Below are 20,872 nucleotides of genomic sequence, written 5' to 3'. Positions count from 1 at the left end.
TCCTACCGCGCCTCCTGGTCGCTGTCCGGGACCCGTGCGTCCCACATCGGCTGCCGCTCCGTCCGCCGCAGGCCCGTCCCGTTCTGCCGGGCCAAGCGCTCGCTCTGGCCGCGCAGCGCGGTGTGCAGCCCGTCCCACAGCGTGCCGTCGGTCCGGTCACGCGGATCGGGGTCGATCAGCACCACACCGATCACCGCAATGCGCTGGTCCGCGAGCTGCCGCGCCACGGTGTGCAGCCATGCGGCGCTGCCGTGCCCGGCACGCACGACGAGCACGGTCCGGGTGCCGAGGTACTGGAGGTCGGTCCACGCCGTGCCGGGCGCCACCGATCCGACGCCGAGCCGGCGCTCCTGATGCGACACGGCCGCGGCACGCTCGCCGCTGACCACGGTCGGGTCTCCCGGCTTCGGGCGGCGGCCCGCGAGCTGCGGGCCGGGCAGTCCATCGACGATGACCACGGGCCCCTCCGGTTCCAGTGCCCGGGCGAGGTCCAGGGCGAGCACACTCGTGCCGCGCGCACAGCCCAGCTCCAGCAGCGACACCGGTTCCGCGGAGCCGAGCACGGTGCGGGCCAGGGACGTGGTGAGCCGTGTCCGTGCCTCCCGGATCCGTCGGCGCTGCCACAGCCTGCCCGTCCGACGGGGCAGCTCCGCGATGACCGAGGCGCCCAGGTTCGCCGCGAAATCCCGGCGCAGCACGGGGCGATCCGCCACCACCGAGCCGACCGCGGCCAGCGCGAGCCCGAGGGCGAGCCCGAGGGCGAGCCCGATCGCGGCGTTGGTGGCAGCGGCCTTGGGCAGGGAGTGCTGCACCGCGCGCGGGGCGTCCACGATCTGTGTGCCGGCGATGAGCTGGGGCGTGCCGGTGCGCGCCTCTGCTGCGCGCTGATCGAAATCGGCTATCCGCGAGGTGAGTTCGGCCCGGCGGGCGAAGAGCGACTCGAAATTCGCCGAGGCTTCCGGGCTGTTGTCCTGCGGTCCGTCTCCGATCGCCTTGTTGACCTGGGCGAGTTCGTCCCGCATGCGGTCACGCTGGTCGAGCAGAGCCTTGGCCTCGGCTTTCGCGGCTGCCTGTATCTGCTTCACATGGTTCGCGACGAACGCTTCGGCCAGCGCCTTGGCACGGGCCACCGCTTCCGCGTCGCTGTCACCTGTCACATTGATCTGCAGCAGGTTGTTGGTCAAGCCGATACCCCCGTAGTCCTGCATGAAGTCCTCTGGTTTTTCTGTGGAGTTGAGGGACTGCAGGGCGTTACTGGCGATCCGAGTGGTCTGCAGCAGCGCGACGTCGGTGCGGATCAGCGTTCCGGGGTCGTTCGGCTGGTCGGCCTGATGCGCGACCAGCACCTTGGTCACCGCGGTCGGCGGCGGCGGCATCAGGACTGCCACCGCCGCGCCGACGAGCAGCCCAAGGAGCGCCATGAAGGACCAGAGGCGGCGCCGTCTGCGTACCGCCACCACCAGAGCCTGCAGGTCGAAGAGCGGAGCGGCGGCCGACGACTCCGAAGTCGTACTCGTCGTCACCTTGAACCTCCCGTCGCGTCGTCGCCAACCGCGAGCGCCGGCGTGGCGGCATCCCGAGGACGGCCGGCAGACCGCGTCGGACGGGCCCGGACCGTGTCGGCGAGGACGATGCCGACGACCTCGTGCTTGGCGTCCGCACACGCCTCGGCGATGCCGGCGAGTTCCCCTGCGGTCCAGCTGCCCGCGCTGAGCACGACCAGGGCACCGGACTCGTTGTCGCGGTCCGGCACCATCGGCCGGGACACCGAGACCCCCACCACCCGCAGCATGGGGTATCCCCTGCTCGAAGAGCTTGGGGAAGGATCGCTCTCGGCCTCGGCGGCGAGCTGCCCGGCGGCCCGGCGGGCGACCTCGTCGCCGTCCGGTACGACAACCAGCAGCCGCCGGGGGGCCGGGAGTTGGTCCCGGAGGCGGGTGCACACCCGCCGGTAGCGGATCTGCCTGCCGGCCTCGTCGCCGGAGGTCTGCGGGGGCGGTATGTCCCACCGGATGTCGACGCCGAGCAGCCGGCGGATCCGGGCCCGCGGGCCATGGTCTTCCGGCCGGTGCGCGGACCGTTCACCAGGTACGTCGACGGTGCCGAGGAGCGTCGAGCCCAGCGCCGCGGCGATCTCCGGTTCGGTGCGCAGCCGGCGACTCATCCGTGCGGCGGTGAGATGGCCGATGACCGCGAGCAGGAAGAACAGCAGCGCCCCGGCGACGATGAGCTGCATCCGTGTCGGCGGTGCCTCGCCGGCCGGCCGGGCCGCCGGCCCCATGACGACCATGTTGGCCTTGTTGGCAGCCGGGTCGACCTGGTCCAGCTTCTTGATTGCGTCCTGCAGCGCGGTGCGCAGCTTCGCGAGCTCGGTGCGGGTCTGCACGCTCTCCACGGTCTGCCCCGGATCGGTCGCCTCGGCCAGCTCGGTGATGCGGCGGCTGGTCTGCGCCACCATCTTCCGCAGCTCCTCGGGCCCCGTCGTCGCTTCGGAGTCGGTGTTGTCGCCTGCGAGCCGCGCGGCGAATGTCACGAATTGCTGGGCCACTTGGTCGGAGAGTTCCTGTGCGCGCTCCGGGGTGTCGGCCGTACCCGAGATCTTGACGATGTTCCCGTCGGTGGCCTTGGCGCTCACCCGGTCCCGCAGCTCGCTGCCGCTGACCCCGGCCCAGCCGAGCGCGGCAGCCGCGCGGTCGACCACCACCGAACTGGTCGCGATCTCCGCCTGAGTCAGGAGCTCGCGCTCCTCCCACTGCCCCGGCAGCAGTACCGATGCCGACGTCGTATAACGCGGCGGAAACAGCAAGGAGGTGCTGTAGCCGACGAGCGCACCCACCAACGCGAGGACGGTGAGAAGCCGCCAGCGCCGACGGATGATCCGGCCGATCGTGACCAGGCGTATCGTGTCATCGCTCAACGGCCCGGCCTCCTCCGTGTCCGGACCGGGCCGCCCGCCGACACTGGAGCGTTGTCACGGCAGGCAGCGGCGTAGGCGGCCAGCAGCGACGCTTGCGAGTTCCGCCAGGACAGCGGCCCGCTGATCCGCTCCTGGCCGATCTTGCCCATCCGGGCCCGCTGCTCCGGATCGTCAAGCAGCAGCGCGATGAGCTCGGCGAACTCGGCCTCGTCGTTGGCGGGCGCGTAGACGGCGGCGTCACCGGCGGATACTCGCGCCTCCCGGAGGTCGAACGAGACGATCGGCCGACCCATCACCATGTACTCCAGGACCTTGTTCATGGTCGACACGTCGTTGAGCGGATTGCGCGGGTCGGGGGAGAGGCACACGTCCGCGGTGGACAGGTAGCGGACCAGGTCGGCGTCCGGGATGCGCCCGGTGAACTGGACCTGCTCCGAGAGCCCGAGCCGCCGGGACAGCTCCACCATCGCGTCGAAGGCGTCGCCGGCGCCGACGAACACCGCATGCCAGTCGGTCCGCCCGAGCTCGTCGCGCAGCTTCGCGAGAGACCGCAGGGCGTAGTCGACGCCGTCCTGCGGGCCCATCACGCCGAGGTAGCACAGCAGATGAGGCTTGCCGCGCTTCAACTCCGGTTCGGGCGGCACCGGGTGGAAGCGGTCGATGTCGGGCGCGCTGCGCACCACGAAGACGTCCTCCGGCCGCCGACCGCCGCGGCGCAGCGCGACGTTCCGGTAGCTCTCGTTCGTGGCGAGCACGACGTCCGCGGCCCGGTAGGTCCGCCGTTCCAGCGCGCACACGGCGCGGTAGAGCAGATCCTTGCCGCGGTCGAACCGCGAGAGGTACAGCTCGGGCACCAGGTCGTGCTGGTCGAAGACGAACCGCGTGCCGCGCCGCTTCAGCCACAGCGCCGGCAGGAACAGCAGGTCGGGCGGGTTGCAGGCGTGGACCACGTCGACCGGGCCGACCTTGCGGGCCAGCCGGAACGTGTGCCACAAGGCAGAGCCGTACTCGCGCAGGTAGCCGGCCGGTCCTCCGGTGGCCGCGCGCAACGGGTAGCGGTGGATCCGCACCCCGTCGATCTCCGCCTCCGGCTCGGTGTCCCGCTTCGTCCCCCGGGGACAGATGACGTGCACCGTCCAGCCCGCGTCGCGCAGCGTCGTGCACTCCTGCCACACCCGCCGGTCGAACGGCACCGACAGGTTCTCCACGAGGATCAGCGCGCTCCGGCCTTGCCGGTCGCCGCTGGTTGTGTCGTCAAACGATGTGTCACCAAGCAAGGCCCACGTACCCCGGTTCGGTCCGGCGCGCGTCGGCGTCGGGAAGGTGGATGAGGTCGACGATCACGGGGCCGTCGCCATGGGGGAGCGCCGACACGACGGCCGGATCCCTGGTCCCGACCAGGCACACCTCGGCGTGGTCGAGCACCTCGTCGACGGAGTTCGCGAGCAGCTGCGCGAGGTGCGGCAGCCGGGTCTCGATGTACTCGCGGTTCGCGCCGAGCAGCCGGGAGAGGTTCACGTTGGGGTCGTAGATCCGCAGGTCGTACCCCTTGCCGAAGAGCCGCTCCGCCAGCTCGACGAGCGGGCTCTCGCGGAGGTCGTCGGTGCCGGGTTTGAAGGACAGCCCGAACAGGCCCACCCGACGCTTGCCGGTGCGCTCGACCAACTCCACCGCGCGCTGCAGATGTTCGGAGTTGGAGGGCAGCACATGGGAGAGGATGGGCACCGAGACGTCGGCCCGCCGCGCCGCGTAGACCAGGCTGCGCAAGTCCTTGGGCAGGCAGGAGCCACCGAAGGCGAAGCCGGGCCGCAGATAGGCAGGGCTGATGTTCAGCTTGCGGTCGGCCAGGAACACATCCATCACCTGATGCGAGTCCACCCCGAGCGCCTGGCACACCGCGCCCAGCTCGTTCGCGAAGCCGATCTTGAGGCCGTGGAACGCGTTGTCCGCGTACTTGATCGCCTCGGCCGTCGGGACCGGCACCCGGAACACCTCGCCGGGCAGTCCCTCGTACAGCGCCGCCACCACGTCGCCGCTTTCTGGGTCGAGCTCGCCGATGACGGTCTTGGGCGGGTCGAAGAAGTCCCGCACGCTCGTGCCCTCGCGCAGGAACTCCGGGTTGACCGCGACCCCGAAGTCCACCCCGGCCGTGCCGACGTACTTCTCCAGGATCGGTACCAGCAGGTTCAGGCAAGTGCCCGGGAGCATGGTGCTGCGGAACACGACGGTCTGCCGCCCACCCCGCTCGGCCACCGCGGTACCGATCTGCTCGGTGACCCGCTCCAAGTACGTGGTGCACAGGCTGCCGTTGGGCTCCGACGGCGTGCCCACGCAGACCAGCGACACCTCGCTGCTCATGATCGCCTCGCGGACGTCGCCGGTGGCGCGTAACGCTCCGGTCCGCACGAACTCGGCGATGAGCTCGCCGATCCGCTCCTCGACCACCGGGGCCTTGCCGTCGTTGACCAGGTCGACCTTCACCTGGTTCACGTCCACCCCGATGACCTCGTGACCCAGGCTCGCCAGGCACGCGGCCGACACGCAGCCCACGTAGCCGAGCCCTAAGACGCTGACCCTCATGACCCGCTCCTCCCCCTGGGCAGGCCCTTTTGGCCTGCCATCCGTGCGCCGACCGGACGACGCCCCCCGAGCATCAGTAGGCCCCCTGCCCATAGAGCACCGCGCGCAGCGTCTTCCACAAGATCACTGTGTCCAGGGCGAGCGACCAGTCCTCCACGTACCGCAGGTCGAGGCGGACCGCCTCCTCCCACGGCAGGTCGCTGCGTCCGCTGATCTGCCACAGGCCGGTGAGCCCGGGCTTGACCAGCAGCCGCCGCCGGATGTCCGGGCCGTACGCAGCGGATTCCTCCGGTAGCGGAGGCCGTGGACCGACGAGCGACATCGAGCCGGTGAGTACGTTGAAGAGCTGCGGGAGTTCGTCGAGCGAGTACCGGCGCAGCACTGCTCCCACCCGCGTCACCCGCGGATCCCGGCGGAGCTTGAACAGCAGGCCGGCGCCCTCGTTGCGGTCGGCCAGTGCATGACGTGCCGCGTCAGCCCCGGTGACCATGGTGCGGAACTTGAAGATGGTGAACTCGCGGCCGTCCTTGCCGACCCGGCGCTGGCGGTATACCGCCCCACCCCGACTGTCCATCAGCACGAGCAGCCCGACGAGCACCATCAGCGGTGCGAACAGCATCAGCAGGATCGCTGCGCCCGTCCGGTCGACGACCCCTTTGACCGCCCGGCGGCCCCCGGTGAAGGTCGGGATGCTGACCCGCAGCAGCGGGATCCCGAGCACCGCATCGACGTGCAGCCGCGGTCCTGCCACCTCCATCAGCACGGGGGCCACGACCATGTCGGCATCGCTGCCTTCGAGGTTCCAGGCCAGCCGCTGCAGCCGGTCCGGTGACCAGTGCGGGTCCGGTGTGACCGCGACGACACGGTAGCCGTCGCGGCGGACGTGGCCTGCGACGTCGGTCAGTCGGCCGACGACCGGCACTCCGTCCAGTTGGTCACCGTCGAGCCCGAGACCGTCCGGCGTGCACACCGCCTCCACCCGCCAGCCGAGGTGCGGGAACTTACGGGTTCGGGTGATCAGGTCGCGCACGGTGGCCGGGCTCCCGGCAGCGAGCACCGGTCTCAGGCACCGTCCTTCCTTTCGCTGTTTGTGCAGCGAGAGGCGCAGCAGGTACCGCGCGGTCATGGTGACGACCGCGATCGTGGGGATCGCGACGAAGATCCAGAGCTTGATGTTGCGCGAGGTGAGGGCGATCCCGCCGAGCGCCAGTACGACGGTCGCCGCGAACAGTGAGCGTCCGAGCCGGCGGAATTCCTCGGCGCCCTGGCCGAGCACGGCCGGAGCCCACGACCGGCTCACCGCAAGTGCCCCCAGCACCAGCAGTTCGGTGCCGAATGCGAGAATTCCCCACTTCTCGTGCCAGTTGGCCGCGTCCCGGACCCCGAAGAAGTTGCCGATCGCCGCCACCACGAAGGCGGTGGCCACGGTATCGCTGGTGATCACGGTACGGCGGTACCGCTGCTCCCAGTCGGTCGCGGGCTGTCTGATTGCCCCGTTCACCGGACGCCCGCGCGCCGGTAGGAACGGGCTGACTAAGTCGCCCTGCTGCACAGCCCCCCCCAGGTTGCCACTGGGCTCGACGTGTTCGCTCAACACGGTTCCTCCCCCCGGGAGGCCCCGCCCCCCGCACAGTTCCAGCCCTCGGGAGGCCCCCGCCCCCCGTGTCGCGCCATTCCTCTCTCCGGGAGGCCCCCGCCCCCCGCGAAATGCGTACCGGCTATTGCCGCGCTACTCGCACACCCCACCCAGGTGGCAGGTGGTCTCGTACGTCCTGCCAGAGTCTCGAGCTATGCGCGAACCGGTCGAAACCTCGAGTGCTCCCCGCACCCAAGGCCCACTCTCGGGCTCCAAGGATTGGTCACCCCCACGTCTGGCACCGGGCATGCGACTGCTGGCTGCCCATGGCGCCTGACCTATAGATCATTATTTGTCGCCCCGTGTCCAAGGATGTGAGGCACGGTCAATCTAGACCATCGGGGCCTGCCTGGAGAGGGGATGTGTGCAACTTGTGCTGAACCTTTGAAGGTTGATCCACCGACGGGTGATCGGCTGCGGGTGCCTTGACGACGGAGACGTGCCTTGTGACCTGTGATGACGGGAGTCCTCCGGGCTGCCGGCACCGGGTTGGTCACCGGACACCAACCCCACCGGAGTGTTCTGGATCGTCACCGACAAGCTCTCCAGCCACAACAGCCTCGAACGCGAGAGAGTGTGAGGTGTCCGGCAGAGAAATTCCTGGCCGGACACCTCATTCGGTCTCCTGGAAGAGCCCGACCTTCCTGGGCGAGTAGCTCACCAGCAGGTTCTTCGTCTGCTGCTGGTACAGGAGCTGTACCGCTGTTGGCCAGGTGAAATGACGGACCGGAGGTGAGCGGACGGAAGGGTGGTCCGAGAATGGTCGGGATCTTGGCCCGGACGTCGTGGGCCGTCGGCGGCCGCAGCGAGAGGCTGTGGTCCACGTAGCAGTTCTGTCGTTTCTCGGCGTCGTCGCATTCCGTACGACACGGCTACCACGCCAAGGACATCACCGGGGCTCGACGGCGAGCATCGCCGGTGGCGGGTCCGCCTGTGGGCCGGCACCGCTCCACCCCCGGCACCGCTCCACCGGCGGGCCCACCCTCCGTCGAGGTGGAACGGGTAATCGGCGACCTGGCAGACCCACCGCTCTTGTGAACCGGGCCCGGGTCGCCGCCCGTACTCACGCACGGCCCGACGGCCGAGCTCTTCTCGCTCATCAGGAAGGCGTCGAGTCGGCTCCTGAGGTCAGCAGTCGTTCTCCACCGGCCGGCCCTCGATGCGGTCCGCCAGCCACCTGACGGTCGCCGGGGCGGCGGCGTAGAAGGCGGCGATGTGGGTGGGCACGAGGTACGAGTCCCAGTCGACGGACGCGCCGAGCCCGCACAGCCGGTCCTTGAGCTCGGTGCCCACTCGGTACGGGATCACGTCGTCCAGGCGCGAGTGGTACAGCCGCACCGGCACCGCCGGACGGTGCCGCCCCGCCTGCTGCTCGGCAAGCCGGCCGCGCCAGTCGGCCCGCGCGAACGGGTCCTCGGTGGTCAACCGGTCCCAGCTGTGCATCCCGTACTTGGTGGCGATCTCCAGCGTGCAGTCGTCGGAGATGTCGGCCAGCAGTTCGCGGCCGTGGTCGGTGAGCAGCTCCTCCAGCGGGAGTTCCGGGTACGCGTGCTTGAGGCCGACGGCGGCGGTCAGGCCGAAGCCGAAGGCCATGCTGCCGTCCACCCCCTGCGCGACCGCCTGAAGGTCCGCGGCGGGAGCCCCGACCGAGGCCGCGCGCAGGTTCAACTCCGGTGAGTACGAGGGCTGCAGCTCGGCCGCCCAGCTCGCCGCCTGGCCGCCCTGCGAGTAGCCGGCGATGACGACCGGGGCGTCGGAAGCGATCCCGGCCTCGGGCAGCCGCTGGGCGGCACGCGCCGAGTCCAGCACGGCCTGGCCCTCGGCCCGCCCGTTGACGTAGGTGTGCCCGCCGGGTGTGCCGAGCCCCTGGTAGTCGGTGGCGACCACGGCCCAGCCGCGGTCGAGCATCGCCTTGATCACGATGTTTTCGTACTGGGTGCCGTCGGCCAGCGCCCGCGAGGGGGCGCACCGGTCGCCCAGACCGTGGGTGCCGATGGCGTGCGCGACCACCGGGCGCGGGCCCGGCCCGGCATACGGGGCCTCGGGGACGAGCACGGTGCCGGAGACGGCGATCCGGCGGCCGTCGGCGTCGGCGGAGCCGTAGAGCAATTGCCAGGAGCGGACGTGCTGTTTGAGCAGGCCGGTCGGCTCGACCCGGAAATCGGCGGCTCGGGACCGGATCACCTCGCCCGGCCCGGCGGTGAGTTCACCGGGCGGTGGGGTGAAGAAGGCATCGCGGAGGTCACCGCTCTCCACGGCGGCGGCCGGAGCGGCCGTCGCCATCAGGGTGGTGGCCAGCAGTGCGGCGAATGCGGGCACGGCGGTGCGCAGGAATCTCATGAGCGTCCCTGAAGGGTGAGGGTTACGAGGTCGTGCACCGATGATCGGCGGGATGTGCGCGCCTGGTGATGGAGCGTCGAACAGGATGTGAAGCATGATCATGTGAGCGGCGACAATGACATATGCCGTTCGGTAATGCCGTACGGCCCGTTAGGATGCGGCCATGCCCGATAGCCCCGTCACCACCCACCCGACGGATCGACGAATCGGCTTACTGGCCACCGCCCTGAACGGGCGGCTGACCGAACTGAGCGAACACGCCGTCGACCGGATCCTTGCCCCCTCCGGCACCGTCGCCTACCACCGGCTGGTCCCCGTCGAGGAGCTGCGCGGCTCCTGCCGCGCCCACCTGACCTTCACCCTGCGTACCCTGACGGGCTGTAACAGCCCGGCCCCGGCCACCGCCACCGCGCTCCGCCGGGCCGGCCAGGGCGTCCCGCTGCCCGCGGTGATCGCCGCCTACCACGCGGGCGGACGGATGCTGCTGGAGGAGCTGACCGCCGAGGCGCGCAACGCCGGCCACGGCGGACTGGAGGCGCTCCCCGACGGCGCGGCCCGCCTGTTCGGGCTGATCGAGACCGGCGCCAACGAGATCACCGCCGCCTACCGGCATGCGACGTCGGCCGCCGCCGAACAGGCCGGCTCCCCTGCCCTCGCCGGGCTCTTCGACGGCACCGCCCGCACCACAGAGGCGCTCTGGCGGGCGGCGGACGCCCTGCGCCTGCCGTACGACGGGCTGTTCGTGGTGCTGGTCGCCGATCCGCCGCCCGGGTCGGCGCCCGAGCTCGGCAACCGGCTCGCCGCCCACGGCATCGCCTCCGCCTGGAGCCGCACCGCCGGCCTGCTGGCCGGACTGGTCTCGGTCCGCGACCAGCGCACCCTGGAGCGGCTACTGATCACGCTCCAGCGGTCGGCCACCCTCCGTTACGGGGTGAGCCCGGCCTTCGCGAGCCTCGCCGACTGCGCCACCGGCCTGCGGTTGGCCCGGCTCGCCCTGGCCACCGCCGACCCGGCCGGCCCGCCGGTCGCCAGCTTCGACGACGGCCCGCTCGCCGGGCTGGTGGTGCACTCCCCGGACGTCGCCGCCCGGATGGCCCGCTCGGTCCTCGGCGCGCTGCTCGATCTCCCGGCCGAGCAGCGCACCATGCTGATCGGCACGCTCACGGCGTGGTACGCGGCCTCCGGCTCCACGGAGGAGGCCGCGCAAGCCCTGCACTGCCACGCCAACACCGTCCGCCAGCGGCTACGCCGGATCCACGACCTCACCGGACGCACCGTCACTGACCCGGTGAGCACGGCCGAGTTGTACGCCGCACTCCAGGCCGTCCGGGCGCTGCCGCGCTCGGTCCTGCGCTGTCCGGCGCTACCTCGCGCTCACCAGCAACGGCAGCTGTGATTTCGCGATTGGGTGTGTGGATATGTGTTCCAGGGCACCGTCACCGCCGCCTCACTCCTCATCCGGCTCAGATCATCACCGAAAAGGCTGAGCCCTATGCCAACTCGGGCAGACGGTTGAGGCGGTCGCGGTGGGCCTGGGTCAGGTGGAGACGTTCCGCAGCAAGGTTCTCCTCCAGGTGGTCGATCCGGGCAGTGCCCGGGATCGGGAGGATGACAGGCGAGTGGCCGAGGAGCCAGGCGAGCGCGACCTGCGTGGGAGTGGCGTCGACTTCGGCCGCCACGGCAGCGACCTCGGCCCTCGCCCCAGCCTCCCCCCAGGCGACAGGGCGCCACGGCAGGAATGCGATGCCTGCCGCTTCGCAGGCCGCGAGCACGGGCTCGTGCTCGCGATCGAGCAGGTTGTAGCGGTTCTGCACGCTCGCGACGTCGACAATGTCCTGTGCTTGGTTGAGGTCGTCGACGGTGACCTCGGACAGCCCGATCCGGCCGATCTTGCCCTCGGTCCTCAGGTCTCGCAGCGTGCCCACCTGGTCGGCGAGCGGCGTCTGCGGATCGATACGGTGGAGCTGAAGCAGCTCGATCCGCTCAACGCGCAGTCGGCGCAGCGCCTGCTCGACCTGATCGCGCAGAACAGCCGGCCGCCCGTCGAGCTCCCACTCGCCTGAGGGACCCGATCGAGCAACGCCGACCTTGGTGGTGATCAGCAGCTCCTCCGGGTAGGGGTACAGCGCCTCGGCAAGGAGTTCCTCGTTGGCGCCCCCGCCATATAGATGCGCGGTGTCGATCAGAGTGACGCCCAGTTCGACCGCTCGCCGGGCGACCGCGAGAGAGGTTTCACGGGCCGGCCCCGGCTCCGCCGGCAATTGCATGGCCCCGAACCCGAGCCTCCGCACTTTCAGATCCCCGCCGATAAGAAACGCAGTCGATGTCACCTGGTGTCTTCTCCCCTTCTCTCAAGGGGCAACGCTAACAGCGCAGTTGGCCGCAAGACGGCACCAGTAGCGGTTGTCCAATGGTCAACACCAGCTACCTGATCGCAGAGACACTGCCCAGGGCCTGTCCGGCGGATCATGGACGGAGCCACGCCGCGTCTCTGAGTTGCCGGTCGCTCGCTCCTGGGGCTAGTCGGAGGTGGTGCGCCTTCGTGCGTTGTGGCCTGGCGATGCGGTTGCCGCACAGGCCGTGCGGTTCGGGAATCAGGGTGGCTTCCCGCTGCGTTCGGCTAACAGCCACTCTTACGCCCCTGCTTCGTCCAGGAGACCTCTCCCATGTCAGAGCTAGAGATCGATGCCGTCGTGTTCGACGTGCTCGGCACGCTCGTCGACGAACCTGCCGGTATCCGCGCCGGCATTCGTGAACTCGACCCATCGCTCGACGATCCCAGGGTCGAGCAGCTTTTGTCGCTGTGGCAGCAGCACATCGACCGCGAGCAACGTCGCATCCTCGACGGCGTCCGGCCTTACCTCACCAGCGACGTCCTCGACCTGGAAGCCGCCAGGCTCGTCGCCGATGCCGCCGATGCCGCCGGAGTCGCCGATCCGGCTGCCGTAGCGGCGCTGGCCCTGTCAGGTCGCAGGCTCCCGCCGTGGCCCGACACCGTGGCGGGACTGGCCCGACTCGCCGACCGGTTGCCGCTGATCGGACTCTCCAACGCAAGCCGGACGGCGCTGCTGGGACTCAACGCCCACGCTGGACTGCGCTGGCACCAGGCCCTGTCCGCCGAAGACGCCCGAACCTACAAGCCGGACCCAGCGGTCTACCAGCTGGCCGTAACTGGCTCCGGACGACCGCCGGAGCGGCTCCTGATGGTCGCCGCCCACGCCTGGGACCTGCGCGCAGCACAGGGCCTCGGCCTGCGCACCGCCTACGTCGCCCGCCCAGTCGGCGACCCGCCCACCTCCTCGGACGGGTTCGACCTGCACGCCGACGATCTGGCCGGTCTGGCCGACCAACTCGACCATGCCTAGGGGCGTGTTCGGCGGGTCATCGGCGGAGCCAGAGTCGGATTGAGGCGAGGGTGACAGTGCCGTGCACTGGCGAGGTGGATCTTGCAGGTCAGGCCGCCCCGGGAGCGTCCGAGCCCTTCGTCAGGGCGGTGCTGCCGGGGCGTGCGTCTTTCCAGGCACCCGCGGCGGTCTTCTGCGTGCTCCGGCGGCGTGCTGGTGAGCGCGACAGGAGGTGGAGTCCACACTCACCATCGACCGGTCGATGCGCCTCTCGGCGTCGGCGTCGGCCGGCACGGCGGCGAAGATCCTGTGCCACGTGCCGTCCGCCGACCAGCGCCGATGCCGCTCGTACACCGTCTTCCACTTGCCGAAACGCGCAGGCAGATCCCGCCACGGCACCCCGGTGCGTTGCCGGAAGAGGATCCCGTTGATGACCCTGCGATGGCTGGCCCACCGTCCACCCTGCTGCCCGGACTTGGGCAGATGCGGCTTCAGTCGAGCCCACTCCTGGTTCGTCAGGTTTCCCCGCCCCATGGCCATGCCAACGACGAGAACCCCCAGCAGTCACAAGATCCGTCGGACAGGACCTGGGAAGGAGGCTGCCACCCGCCCCGGATACGCGCCACCGGCAGCGACTACTCCGCGTTTGACATGGTTCGGACGGGTGGCATGGTGGTAGGCGGGGTGACGGTTGGGAGGCTCGGCGTGGCATCCGGTTCGGCATGGCGTTCCGCAGCGCGGCAACTGCCGCTCAGGCTCACTGTCGGTGCGTTCTTCCTCAACTCCGGACTGTCGAAACGCGACGCGGACCAGGCCACCGCTGAGCGACTCCAGCAGTTCGCCACCGCCGCCTACCCCTTCCTGGGCAAGCTCGACGCCCAGAAGTTCGCCCGGTTGCTCTCCACCGGGGAGATCGCCGTTGCCGCTGCGCTGCTCCTGCCGGTCGTCCCTGCCGCTGTCGCCGGGGCTGCGCTCAGCGCATTCTCTTGCGGCACTCTCGGGCTTTACCTGCGTACGCCGGGCATGCGTCAGGAAGGCAGTCTGCGCCCCACTGAGCAGGGAACCGTGCTGGCCAAGGACGTCTGGATGCTGGGCGCCGGCATCTCCCTCATCGCCGAGGGCATAACCGGACACCGGGGACCCGCGACCACTGCCCTCGGCCCTTGGCGCCGCATGCTGCGACGCTGATCAGGCCACCGCCCCAGGGGCAATGGTGCCACGGGAGTCGACATGGCTTGGACGAGATGGTTCTTCGAGCCCGGCCATACCGGCGCGGAGTTCCGCGCCAGGCACATGATGGTCACCTACGTGCGCGGGCAGTTCAAGAACGTGCACGGCTGGCTGGAGGTCGATCCCGACGAGCCGGAGAAGGCCCGCGTCAAGGCGACCATCGACGCGACCCGGGTGTACACAGGTCAGCCCGAGCGTGACGCCCATCTGGGCAGTGCCGATTTCTTCGACGTCGAGCACCACCCGACGTGGACATTCGTCGGGTCGCGCGTTCATCAGCTCAGCGCAACCGAGTTCGAGGTCACCGGAAATCTCACCGTGCGGGGTGTCACGCATCCTGTGCTCTTCGACGTCACCTACTTGGGACAGTGGGACACCCCCTGGTGGGAGGACGGTCGAGACCTGGGCCCCAGGCGACGCGCCGGGTTCACGGCCACCACCCGCATCAATCGCCATGACTTCGGGGTGAGTTGGAACGATGTGGTCGACCGGGGCGGAGTCGTCGTCAGCGCCATGGTCGATGTCGTGGTCGACATCGAGGCAGTCCTTGAGGCCGGCGAAACGGCCGCCTGAGCACCGCATACCGGCGGTCATTGAGGCCGAAAGCCCCCTTCACCGAAGCCCTCGAAGACAAGCTCGAACTCATCACCACCGGGCAGGCCATGGCCATCGTCTCGGCCGGCCTCCGTGCCGACAGCCTCCGCCCCTTACCTCCCCACTGTCCCCCCGGCACGGTGTCGGGTCCCACGAAGCACTGGCCGGAAGGCGGCCGGCCGACGGCCAGCGCTCCGTCGACCGGTCACCGCCACCGCGGCTACCAGCACCGGGCTCGCCAAATACGACGGAGGCACACGCGGCCTGGCCCGGAGAGCCCCGTACCGATCGCGCGGCCGCCCTACCCGGACCACACTGGTCCGCATGACGCCCTGGCCGGGCGAACCCGCACGATGGAAGGATGTTGCCATGCCCACGGACGCCCACCCCGGTCCCTTGCGCGTGCTCGTCCTCGGCGCCGCGCTGCGGGCCGAATCCACCAACGCCCGCCTCGCCTCCCTCGTGGGCCGCCTGATCGCCGAAATCGGCGCCACCGTCGACCTCGCCGCCATGCGCGACTTCGACATGCCCCCGTACGACGGCGATGTGGAGGCCGCCGTGGGGCTGCCGGAGGGCGCTCTCGCGCTGCGTGACCGGCTCGAGCGGTGCGACGCCTTTGTGATCTCCTCCCCGGAGTACAACGCCTCCGTGCCCGGAGTGCTGAAGAACGCGATCGACTGGGTCTCCCGCGTCCAGCCGCAGCCGTTCAAGACCAAGCACGCGCTGCTCGTCTCTGCCTCCCCGTCCCTGGTCGGCGGAAACCGCGGGCTATGGGCCCTGAGGGTTCCCCTGGAGCACCTGGGCACCCGCGTCTATCCGGACATGTTCAGCCTTGCCAGGGCCCACAAGGGCTTCACCCAGGACGGTCTGCTCACCGATTCCGGCCTGCAGCAGCGTCTTTCCGAGACCGTCGCGGCTTTCCTCCGCCTGGTCGAGGCCGATGTGCGCTACGTCTGCCTGCAGCGCCGGTGGTACGAGTTCCCAGGAGACCGCACCGAGGCGCCTGTCACCCAACGGGCGGAGGACTAGCCCGGGATCTCACCCTTTTGCTAATTTTCATCCGGTATTCAACCGATTGGCGCCCCTACCGTGGGCGTGGCGACACTTCGGGAGGATCAATTGGATATCACGCGTGGGCAGGGGACACGTCGGTGGCGGCCTCGCGCGGCTCTGGCAGCGGGCCGGTCACAATGTGACCGCGCTGGGCCGCGACGGCGGGGACGCCTCCGACGCTGAGGTGATCGTGGTGGCGGTCCCCTCCGATGCGATCGCGGATGCCCAGCTCGCGCTCTACCGCCTCACCGGAACACTGAGAAGATCCGGGGAATGAATGCACCCCTGGAGCCGTCCGAACTCCTCACTCCCGAGCCGCTGGTGCTCACCGACATCCGGATCGGGTACGCCCGGGTCTCGACCGGCGGGCAGAAGCTCGACCGGCAGTACGACGCACTCAAGGCCGCAGGTACGGACAAGGACTGTTGGGCCTCGCAGGCGCTGCCCGCAGCCGGTAAGAGCACGGCATCGAGACCGGGCCTGGACCAGCGGGACGTCGGGGCCTTCATCCGGCTGTCCGTCGGTCACGCGAAGCCGACCATGCTCGAGCTCGTCAGGCGCGCACGGTTGAGTCTTGGCGCGCCACCGAAACGATGAGTTCCCGCAGCCCTTCGACGTACAGCCGCATGTTCTTGTACGCGATGTCGGTGTCCGGATAGCGGCAGGCGAACTGCAAGCCCTCGTGGAGCCTCGTTGCCCACGCGCACACCTGGTCGCCGTACGAAGCCCGGGCCAGCCCGTACACCTTCAGGTCCTGCCACCGCTCGGACCCGGGGATGCCGCGCGCGTCGACGAACGAGACGATCGAGTACAGGTCCGGAGACGTGGGCCGGAAGTCGGAGCCCAGTAGACGGAGTACGCGGGCGAGGGGCATCCGTGACAGTGGGCGGTTCGCCCGTAGCGCGGCTCGGACCATCTCCAGTGCGCTGTCGAAATCCGTCGCCTGCGCCACGGGAATCTCGACCGGCGCGTTGCCCACGTACCAGCCCACCGAGTCCGACCACTGGGATTTCGCCCTGGTGTGGAACGGCACGATGGTGCGGTACACCGTCTGCCCGCTGATTTCGCGGACGAGGAGGCCGGTGGCCGCGAGGATGCCGACCATGCTTCCGCCGTACCGGCGGCAGTATGCCTCGAAGGCCGCCGCATCCGCGTCGTCCACGAGCATCTCGTGCATGAACTTCTGGGTGGGCAACGGCCCTTCGGGGTCGAGACCGAGGTCGACGGGGAAATTCGGCAGCTTCCCGTCGCATTGGGCGACGAAATCCCGCCAGCGAGCGACGATCGCGTGCGTGTCGTCGATCTGATCGGCGTCCGTGCGCTCGGTTGCGCAGAAGTCGACGTAACTGGCGACCGGTGCCGTGTCCACGGCGCGGCCTTCGAGCAAGGCCGCGTAGAGCTCGTGGATCTCGGCGGGGATGTGCTGGATCGAGTATGCGTCGACGTTGCTGTGGTCGAACGCCATGTAGACACTTGCGCTGTCGTCCCTGACGACCGCGGTGAAAATGAAATTCGGCCAGGTGAGCGCGTCCGCCGCGATGTCGAAGCGGTCCTGCAGGTACTGGGCCAGCTTCTGGGCGTCGGGAAAGTCGCCGATGTCCTCGCGGTGCAGCATGACGGCATCGGCGTCCAGCGTGAAGCGCCGCATGTCGTCGCCGATCCAGCGGAAACCGCTGCGCAGCGTCTCGTGCCGAAGTGTCCAGGCCCGCAGTGCGTCTTGGAGGACGTCGAGATCGACCTGCCCCGGGATATCGAATGCGGTGCCTAGCCACGTCGCTACGAACATGCCGTTTTGGCGTGCCGATCGCGCCGTTCGAACGTGGGACTCCTGTACGTACGCGGGCGGGCGGGAATCGTCCGGCAGACTCATCGCGGTCTCAACGGTCGTCGGATGCAGCGTCCATTCCACGAGATGTCCGGGCCGGATCTCGCAACGCTGCATGTCGGTCATTCGCACGGGGGCTCTCCGTTCGCATGCCCCGGACACAGGCAGGGCAGGGTGGGGTCGGATAAACGAGCGCGGGGTAGCGGCCGCCAGCCGCACTGTGGGGCGTCGCCGCCACCGGGCCGCCGTCGATCCATACCTATTGGACATCGCTCAATCACACGACCAGACCAACGATCGGATGATCCCAAAGAAACGCCGCAGATGAGACCCGACAGTGCCCGACAGTGTCAGAGGGAGTCGAGCACAGCCGGCTGATCCGCCTCGTGTGGGGACCGACTCCCAGAACCCACACCGCGTGCGCGCCTGACTGGTCTTCGTCGACCGTCTGCCTGGCCACCCTCATTCACCTCCGTCATTGGCCTCGGTGGCAGCGGCTGCGCGACGGCGCTGGATGCGGGACGCCTCGATCGGGCCGGCGCATCGTCCGGGACCGTCTCCGCCCGCGGAACGCACGGGCGCTGAGCTCGACTGCCTCCGCAATACCCGGTTCAGCCGGGGTGCGGGCTTGGCGGCCTGTTGGGAGGCGAGCGCGCGGCGGTAGCTGGCCGAAGCGGTCTCGCGGGTACGCGGCGCCTCCGACGCGGACGTCACCTGGAACGGTGCCGGATTGGCGGCCGCGATCGCGGCCGCGGGGACGGATCCGGGAGCCAGCACACGGACCCTGCGGACCGCCTGACCGCCCGCAGCCTTGTCGACGTCGCGGACGATCCGAGTCTGCTCGATGCCCGCCTTCGCCGCCCAGGCGGTCGGCTCCGGGCGCAGCGTCAGCTCCCGTGCCTCCGCGTCGAATTCAGTCGCGGCGACGTGCTCCGCGGGGGCCGGTGCGATGGCTGGCCGCCGGTCGCGCAGCGCGCCGCCGGCGGCAGGGAGTTCCCGGGCCCGCTCCGTGATCAGCGCGCCGATCGCGTCGCCCAGTCCCAGCGGATCGCGGCCGTCCCGCGCGTCAGATGTTGAGAGACGACGAAAATGTCGATGTGCTGAGGCTCGGTCTGGCCCTCCACTACGACCGATGCTGCGGGAAAGATGACCGTGGCCCCGCTTCTTACCGCGCGTGTACCCAGAAGGGACCGATTGGCGGAAAGGACCCACTTTTCTGAAATCTGAAGTCCCTCAGCGACTTGCGCGACCGAAGGTGGCGAGCTCGCCTGCTTGTGCCATTGCGAAATGAACGTTTGCATCGCGGCAATGACCTGCTTGTCCCGGGCAGCCTCTGACCGGTCCAACCTGGGGTAGGCCGGTCAGTTCCTCGGCCGCATGTCACCGCCATACGTGGTGCGGTAATCCGGGACGACGATCCGGCTAGCCGGAGACTCCCGGTGGACCTGGGCGATGAATGCGGCCAGGTCCACCGCCGGGTCGCGGCGCGGGGGATCGCTCAGCGGCTCCTCGAAGTTGTCCCAGTGGACGGGCACGACGACCCCGGGTTTGCCCAGTGCCCGCAGCAGCCGGGGCACATAGTGGGATGTGGAGGCGCTGGACGGCACCGCGATCATCGCAAGATCGGGGCGGAGTCCCTTCGCGTCCCGCTCGGAGAAGTCGCTGGCGCCCATCAGGAACGCCGACGGGCCACTGTTGGGGGCCGTCACCTGGAAGGCGAGTGTGTCGCCCTCCGGCAGGTCGGAGATGGTCCTCGGGGCCGCCGCGGGTGGTGCGTTCAGCGTGCCCGGGGCGAAATAGGAGTGGCGCTTGTTGCGACTGTGCCGGCTCGCCACGGCCTCGACGGTGAGCCCGCCGAAGTCCAGGACCTCGCCGCCCTTCACCACCGAGATCTGGTCCGGGTCGACACCGAATGCGACCAGCACATGGAATGTGGTCTCGGTGCCGATGATCCGGGCGCCGGTGGACTTGGCAATGTAGGGCACATCGGCAAGGTGATCCCAGTGGCAGTGGCTGACCAGGACGATTTCGGGGCGGCCGATGTATTCCCGTACCAGCTTGGGATTGGACTTCAGCTCCGTGTCGGGCTTGAAGGCGCCGGAGAACAGCCCGGTCTTGAACCGGGTGATGTACGGGTCGAAGAGCACGGTCCGGCCGTCGACGTCGATGCGCCAGCCGGAGGTGCCGAGCCAGCGGAGGGACGCCGAACCGGCCGCCGGGGCCCCGCGGGTGGCCGCCTCGGACGCGGCGGCGGTGGAGGTAAGGAGCGGGGCCGCCGCGCCGAGGGCGGCGCCGCGCAGCACCGTACGTCGGCCGAATCTCTGTATGCGTTGTGCGTCTGTGTCGTCGCTCATGGCGTCAGGAGATCAGGAACCGACCACCTTCGTCCAAGATCAAAACACTGCCGTCCCTATATGCAAACGTATATGAGACCAGGTCACACGCCTGTGCTCTGCAGGAAGTCGACGGCGATCCTGGCCGCGGCGCCGATCGCGGCGTCCACTGCCGGCCGTGAGGCGTTCAGCTCCCGCGTACGGGCGAAGACGGAGACCGCATAGCAGCTGCCGTCGGGATACCGAACGACCCCAGCCTCCATGTGCAGCCCCGGCAGGGTGCCGGTCTTCGCCGCGACCGTCACCTCGTCGGGAAAACCCGAAACCAGCCGGTGCCGGAATACTTGACGGCTCATCAAATCCCGTACCTGGGCGCAGGCTTCCGGCGGGCCCGCTTCATCACGCCAGATGAGACGCAGCAGCTCGGTGATCTCGCGGGGCGTGCTGGCGTTGGTCCGCCGGGGATCCAACACGCTCAGCCGTCTCTTGCGGTCATCCGGCAAAGCCGGGTAACGGACGGCGAACTCTGCCTCGTCGCGTGCCCCGACCTCGGTGAGCATCGACTCCAGTACGTCACGAGGGCCGCCCACGATCACGGTTCTGTCGAGCCCGAGTTCCCCGGCGAGAAGCCGCACCGTGTCCAGGCCGACCCGCGCCAGCAGCAGATCCGCCGCTGAATTGTCGCTGACCGACATCGCGAAGAGGGCCAGATCGCGCAGCGACAGCTCGACGTCGTCCATACAGCCGGCCGTGCCCCAGCCGCCGAGCCGGTCGGCCGCCGTCACCCGTATGCGCTCGCGGACATCGAGCTGGCCGGCGGCGGCCTGCCGGGCAAACTCCAAAACCAGCAGCACCTTGAAAATCGAAGCGATCACGACGGACTCGTCCGCGCCGACCGCCACCTCCTCGGCACCCGGCTCCATGCCGACAGGGATCGCATGCAGCAATCCCTCGGCGCCCGCCCCCGCGAAGACCTCGCGGATCCGTTCCTCGACCACCAGTTTCCCCTCTCACGTAAGG

At 69.6% G+C, this 20,872-nt stretch carries 18 protein-coding genes and 1 pseudogene; 7 read left to right on the top strand and 12 right to left on the bottom strand.

Annotation, left to right across the window (positions count from 1 at the left end; genetic code table 11):
* Positions 1-2 precede the first annotated feature (2 nt).
* The 6 genes from J7I98_RS26170 to J7I98_RS26145 form a co-directional block, all read right to left on the bottom strand.
* Positions 3-1,523, bottom strand: coding sequence for a Wzz/FepE/Etk N-terminal domain-containing protein (locus tag J7I98_RS26170; protein ID WP_214926633.1), 1,521 nt, complete (start codon positions 1,521-1,523; stop codon positions 3-5).
* A complete protein-coding gene (locus J7I98_RS26165; protein ID WP_214926631.1) occupies positions 1,520-2,917 on the bottom strand; it encodes a Wzz/FepE/Etk N-terminal domain-containing protein in 1,398 nt (465 codons plus the stop codon). The genes J7I98_RS26170 and J7I98_RS26165 overlap by 4 nt, the downstream gene beginning before the upstream one ends.
* Complete coding sequence (locus J7I98_RS26160; RefSeq protein WP_214926629.1) at positions 2,914-4,194, bottom strand: glycosyltransferase family 4 protein; 1,281 nt, start codon at positions 4,192-4,194, stop codon at positions 2,914-2,916. The genes J7I98_RS26165 and J7I98_RS26160 overlap by 4 nt, the downstream gene beginning before the upstream one ends.
* Positions 4,184-5,497, bottom strand: a complete 1,314-nt coding sequence (locus J7I98_RS26155; protein ID WP_214926627.1) for a nucleotide sugar dehydrogenase — start codon at positions 5,495-5,497, stop codon at positions 4,184-4,186. Before J7I98_RS26155 ends, J7I98_RS26160 begins: the two co-directional genes overlap by 11 nt.
* A 73-nt stretch (positions 5,498-5,570) precedes the next feature.
* Positions 5,571-7,049 carry a sugar transferase gene (locus J7I98_RS26150; RefSeq protein WP_214926873.1) on the bottom strand — a complete coding sequence of 493 codons (1,479 nt, stop codon included), beginning with the start codon at positions 7,047-7,049 and terminating at the stop codon, positions 5,571-5,573.
* 1,212 nt (positions 7,050-8,261) lie between these two features.
* Positions 8,262-9,473 carry a lipase family protein gene (locus J7I98_RS26145; protein ID WP_214926625.1) on the bottom strand — a complete coding sequence of 404 codons (1,212 nt, stop codon included), beginning with the start codon at positions 9,471-9,473 and terminating at the stop codon, positions 8,262-8,264.
* Positions 9,474-9,636: 163 nt separating this feature from the next.
* On the opposite strand from J7I98_RS26145, the gene J7I98_RS26140 reads away from it, so the two are divergent.
* Positions 9,637-10,869: a CdaR family transcriptional regulator gene (locus tag J7I98_RS26140; protein WP_214926623.1), complete on the top strand. Its 1,233-nt coding sequence runs from the start codon at positions 9,637-9,639 to the stop codon at positions 10,867-10,869.
* Between the two features lie 94 nt (positions 10,870-10,963).
* On the opposite strand, the gene J7I98_RS26135 is transcribed toward J7I98_RS26140, so the two are convergent.
* Entirely contained in the window at positions 10,964-11,803 is an 840-nt protein-coding gene (locus tag J7I98_RS26135) for an aldo/keto reductase (protein ID WP_214926621.1), read from the bottom strand.
* A 336-nt stretch (positions 11,804-12,139) separates the two neighbouring features.
* Between J7I98_RS26135 and J7I98_RS26130 the strand changes: the two genes are divergently transcribed.
* Entirely contained in the window at positions 12,140-12,838 is a 699-nt protein-coding gene (locus J7I98_RS26130; protein WP_214926619.1) for a haloacid dehalogenase type II, read from the top strand.
* A gap of 53 nt (positions 12,839-12,891) precedes the next feature.
* On the opposite strand, the pseudogene J7I98_RS26125 reads toward J7I98_RS26130, so the two are convergent.
* Positions 12,892-13,351 (bottom strand): annotated as a pseudogene (locus J7I98_RS26125) (IS5 family transposase); the annotation flags it as partial.
* 171 nt (positions 13,352-13,522) lie between these two features.
* On the opposite strand from J7I98_RS26125, the gene J7I98_RS26120 reads away from it, so the two are divergent.
* The 5 genes from J7I98_RS26120 to J7I98_RS26100 all read left to right on the top strand — a co-directional run bounded on the left by J7I98_RS26120 (position 13,523) and on the right by J7I98_RS26100 (position 16,291).
* On the top strand, positions 13,523-14,005 hold the full coding sequence (locus tag J7I98_RS26120) for a MauE/DoxX family redox-associated membrane protein (protein ID WP_308377939.1): 483 nt from the start codon (positions 13,523-13,525) through the stop codon (positions 14,003-14,005).
* Positions 14,006-14,047: 42 nt separating this feature from the next.
* Complete coding sequence (locus tag J7I98_RS26115) at positions 14,048-14,620, top strand: YceI family protein (protein ID WP_214926595.1); 573 nt, start codon at positions 14,048-14,050, stop codon at positions 14,618-14,620.
* A gap of 390 nt (positions 14,621-15,010) precedes the next feature.
* Positions 15,011-15,670: an NADPH-dependent FMN reductase gene (locus J7I98_RS26110; RefSeq protein WP_214926593.1), complete on the top strand. Its 660-nt coding sequence runs from the start codon at positions 15,011-15,013 to the stop codon at positions 15,668-15,670.
* Between the two features lie 103 nt (positions 15,671-15,773).
* A complete protein-coding gene (locus tag J7I98_RS26105; RefSeq protein WP_251021203.1) occupies positions 15,774-15,971 on the top strand; it encodes a hypothetical protein in 198 nt (65 codons plus the stop codon).
* Entirely contained in the window at positions 15,968-16,291 is a 324-nt protein-coding gene (locus tag J7I98_RS26100; RefSeq protein WP_251021202.1) for a recombinase family protein, read from the top strand. Before J7I98_RS26105 ends, J7I98_RS26100 begins: the two co-directional genes overlap by 4 nt.
* Here the strand turns inward: J7I98_RS26100 and J7I98_RS26095 are convergent.
* The 4 genes from J7I98_RS26095 to J7I98_RS26080 all read right to left on the bottom strand — a co-directional run bounded on the left by J7I98_RS26095 (position 16,248) and on the right by J7I98_RS26080 (position 20,850).
* A complete protein-coding gene (locus J7I98_RS26095; protein ID WP_214926591.1) occupies positions 16,248-17,645 on the bottom strand; it encodes a condensation domain-containing protein in 1,398 nt (465 codons plus the stop codon). The two genes, J7I98_RS26100 and J7I98_RS26095, sit on opposite strands and share 44 nt — an antisense overlap.
* A 336-nt stretch (positions 17,646-17,981) precedes the next feature.
* The gene (locus J7I98_RS26090) at positions 17,982-18,731 is read right to left on the bottom strand and encodes a DciA family protein (RefSeq protein ID WP_214926585.1); all 750 of its coding nucleotides are present in this window, start codon (positions 18,729-18,731) and stop codon (positions 17,982-17,984) included.
* A 149-nt stretch (positions 18,732-18,880) separates the two neighbouring features.
* Positions 18,881-19,873 (bottom strand): MBL fold metallo-hydrolase, encoded by a 993-nt coding sequence (locus J7I98_RS26085; RefSeq protein WP_214926583.1) that lies wholly within the window; start codon positions 19,871-19,873, stop codon positions 18,881-18,883.
* 83 nt (positions 19,874-19,956) lie between these two features.
* Positions 19,957-20,850 (bottom strand): serine hydrolase, encoded by an 894-nt coding sequence (locus J7I98_RS26080; protein WP_214926581.1) that lies wholly within the window; start codon positions 20,848-20,850, stop codon positions 19,957-19,959.
* Between the last annotated feature and the right edge of the window lie 22 nt (positions 20,851-20,872).

Origin of the sequence: Streptomyces sp. ISL-98, from assembly GCF_018614055.1 — a bacterium.
In the GTDB taxonomy this organism is placed as follows: domain Bacteria; phylum Actinomycetota; class Actinomycetes; order Streptomycetales; family Streptomycetaceae; genus Streptomyces; species Streptomyces spiramyceticus.
The sequence above is the reverse complement of the archived record's forward strand: the minus strand, read 5'-3'. Positions and strand labels throughout refer to the sequence as shown.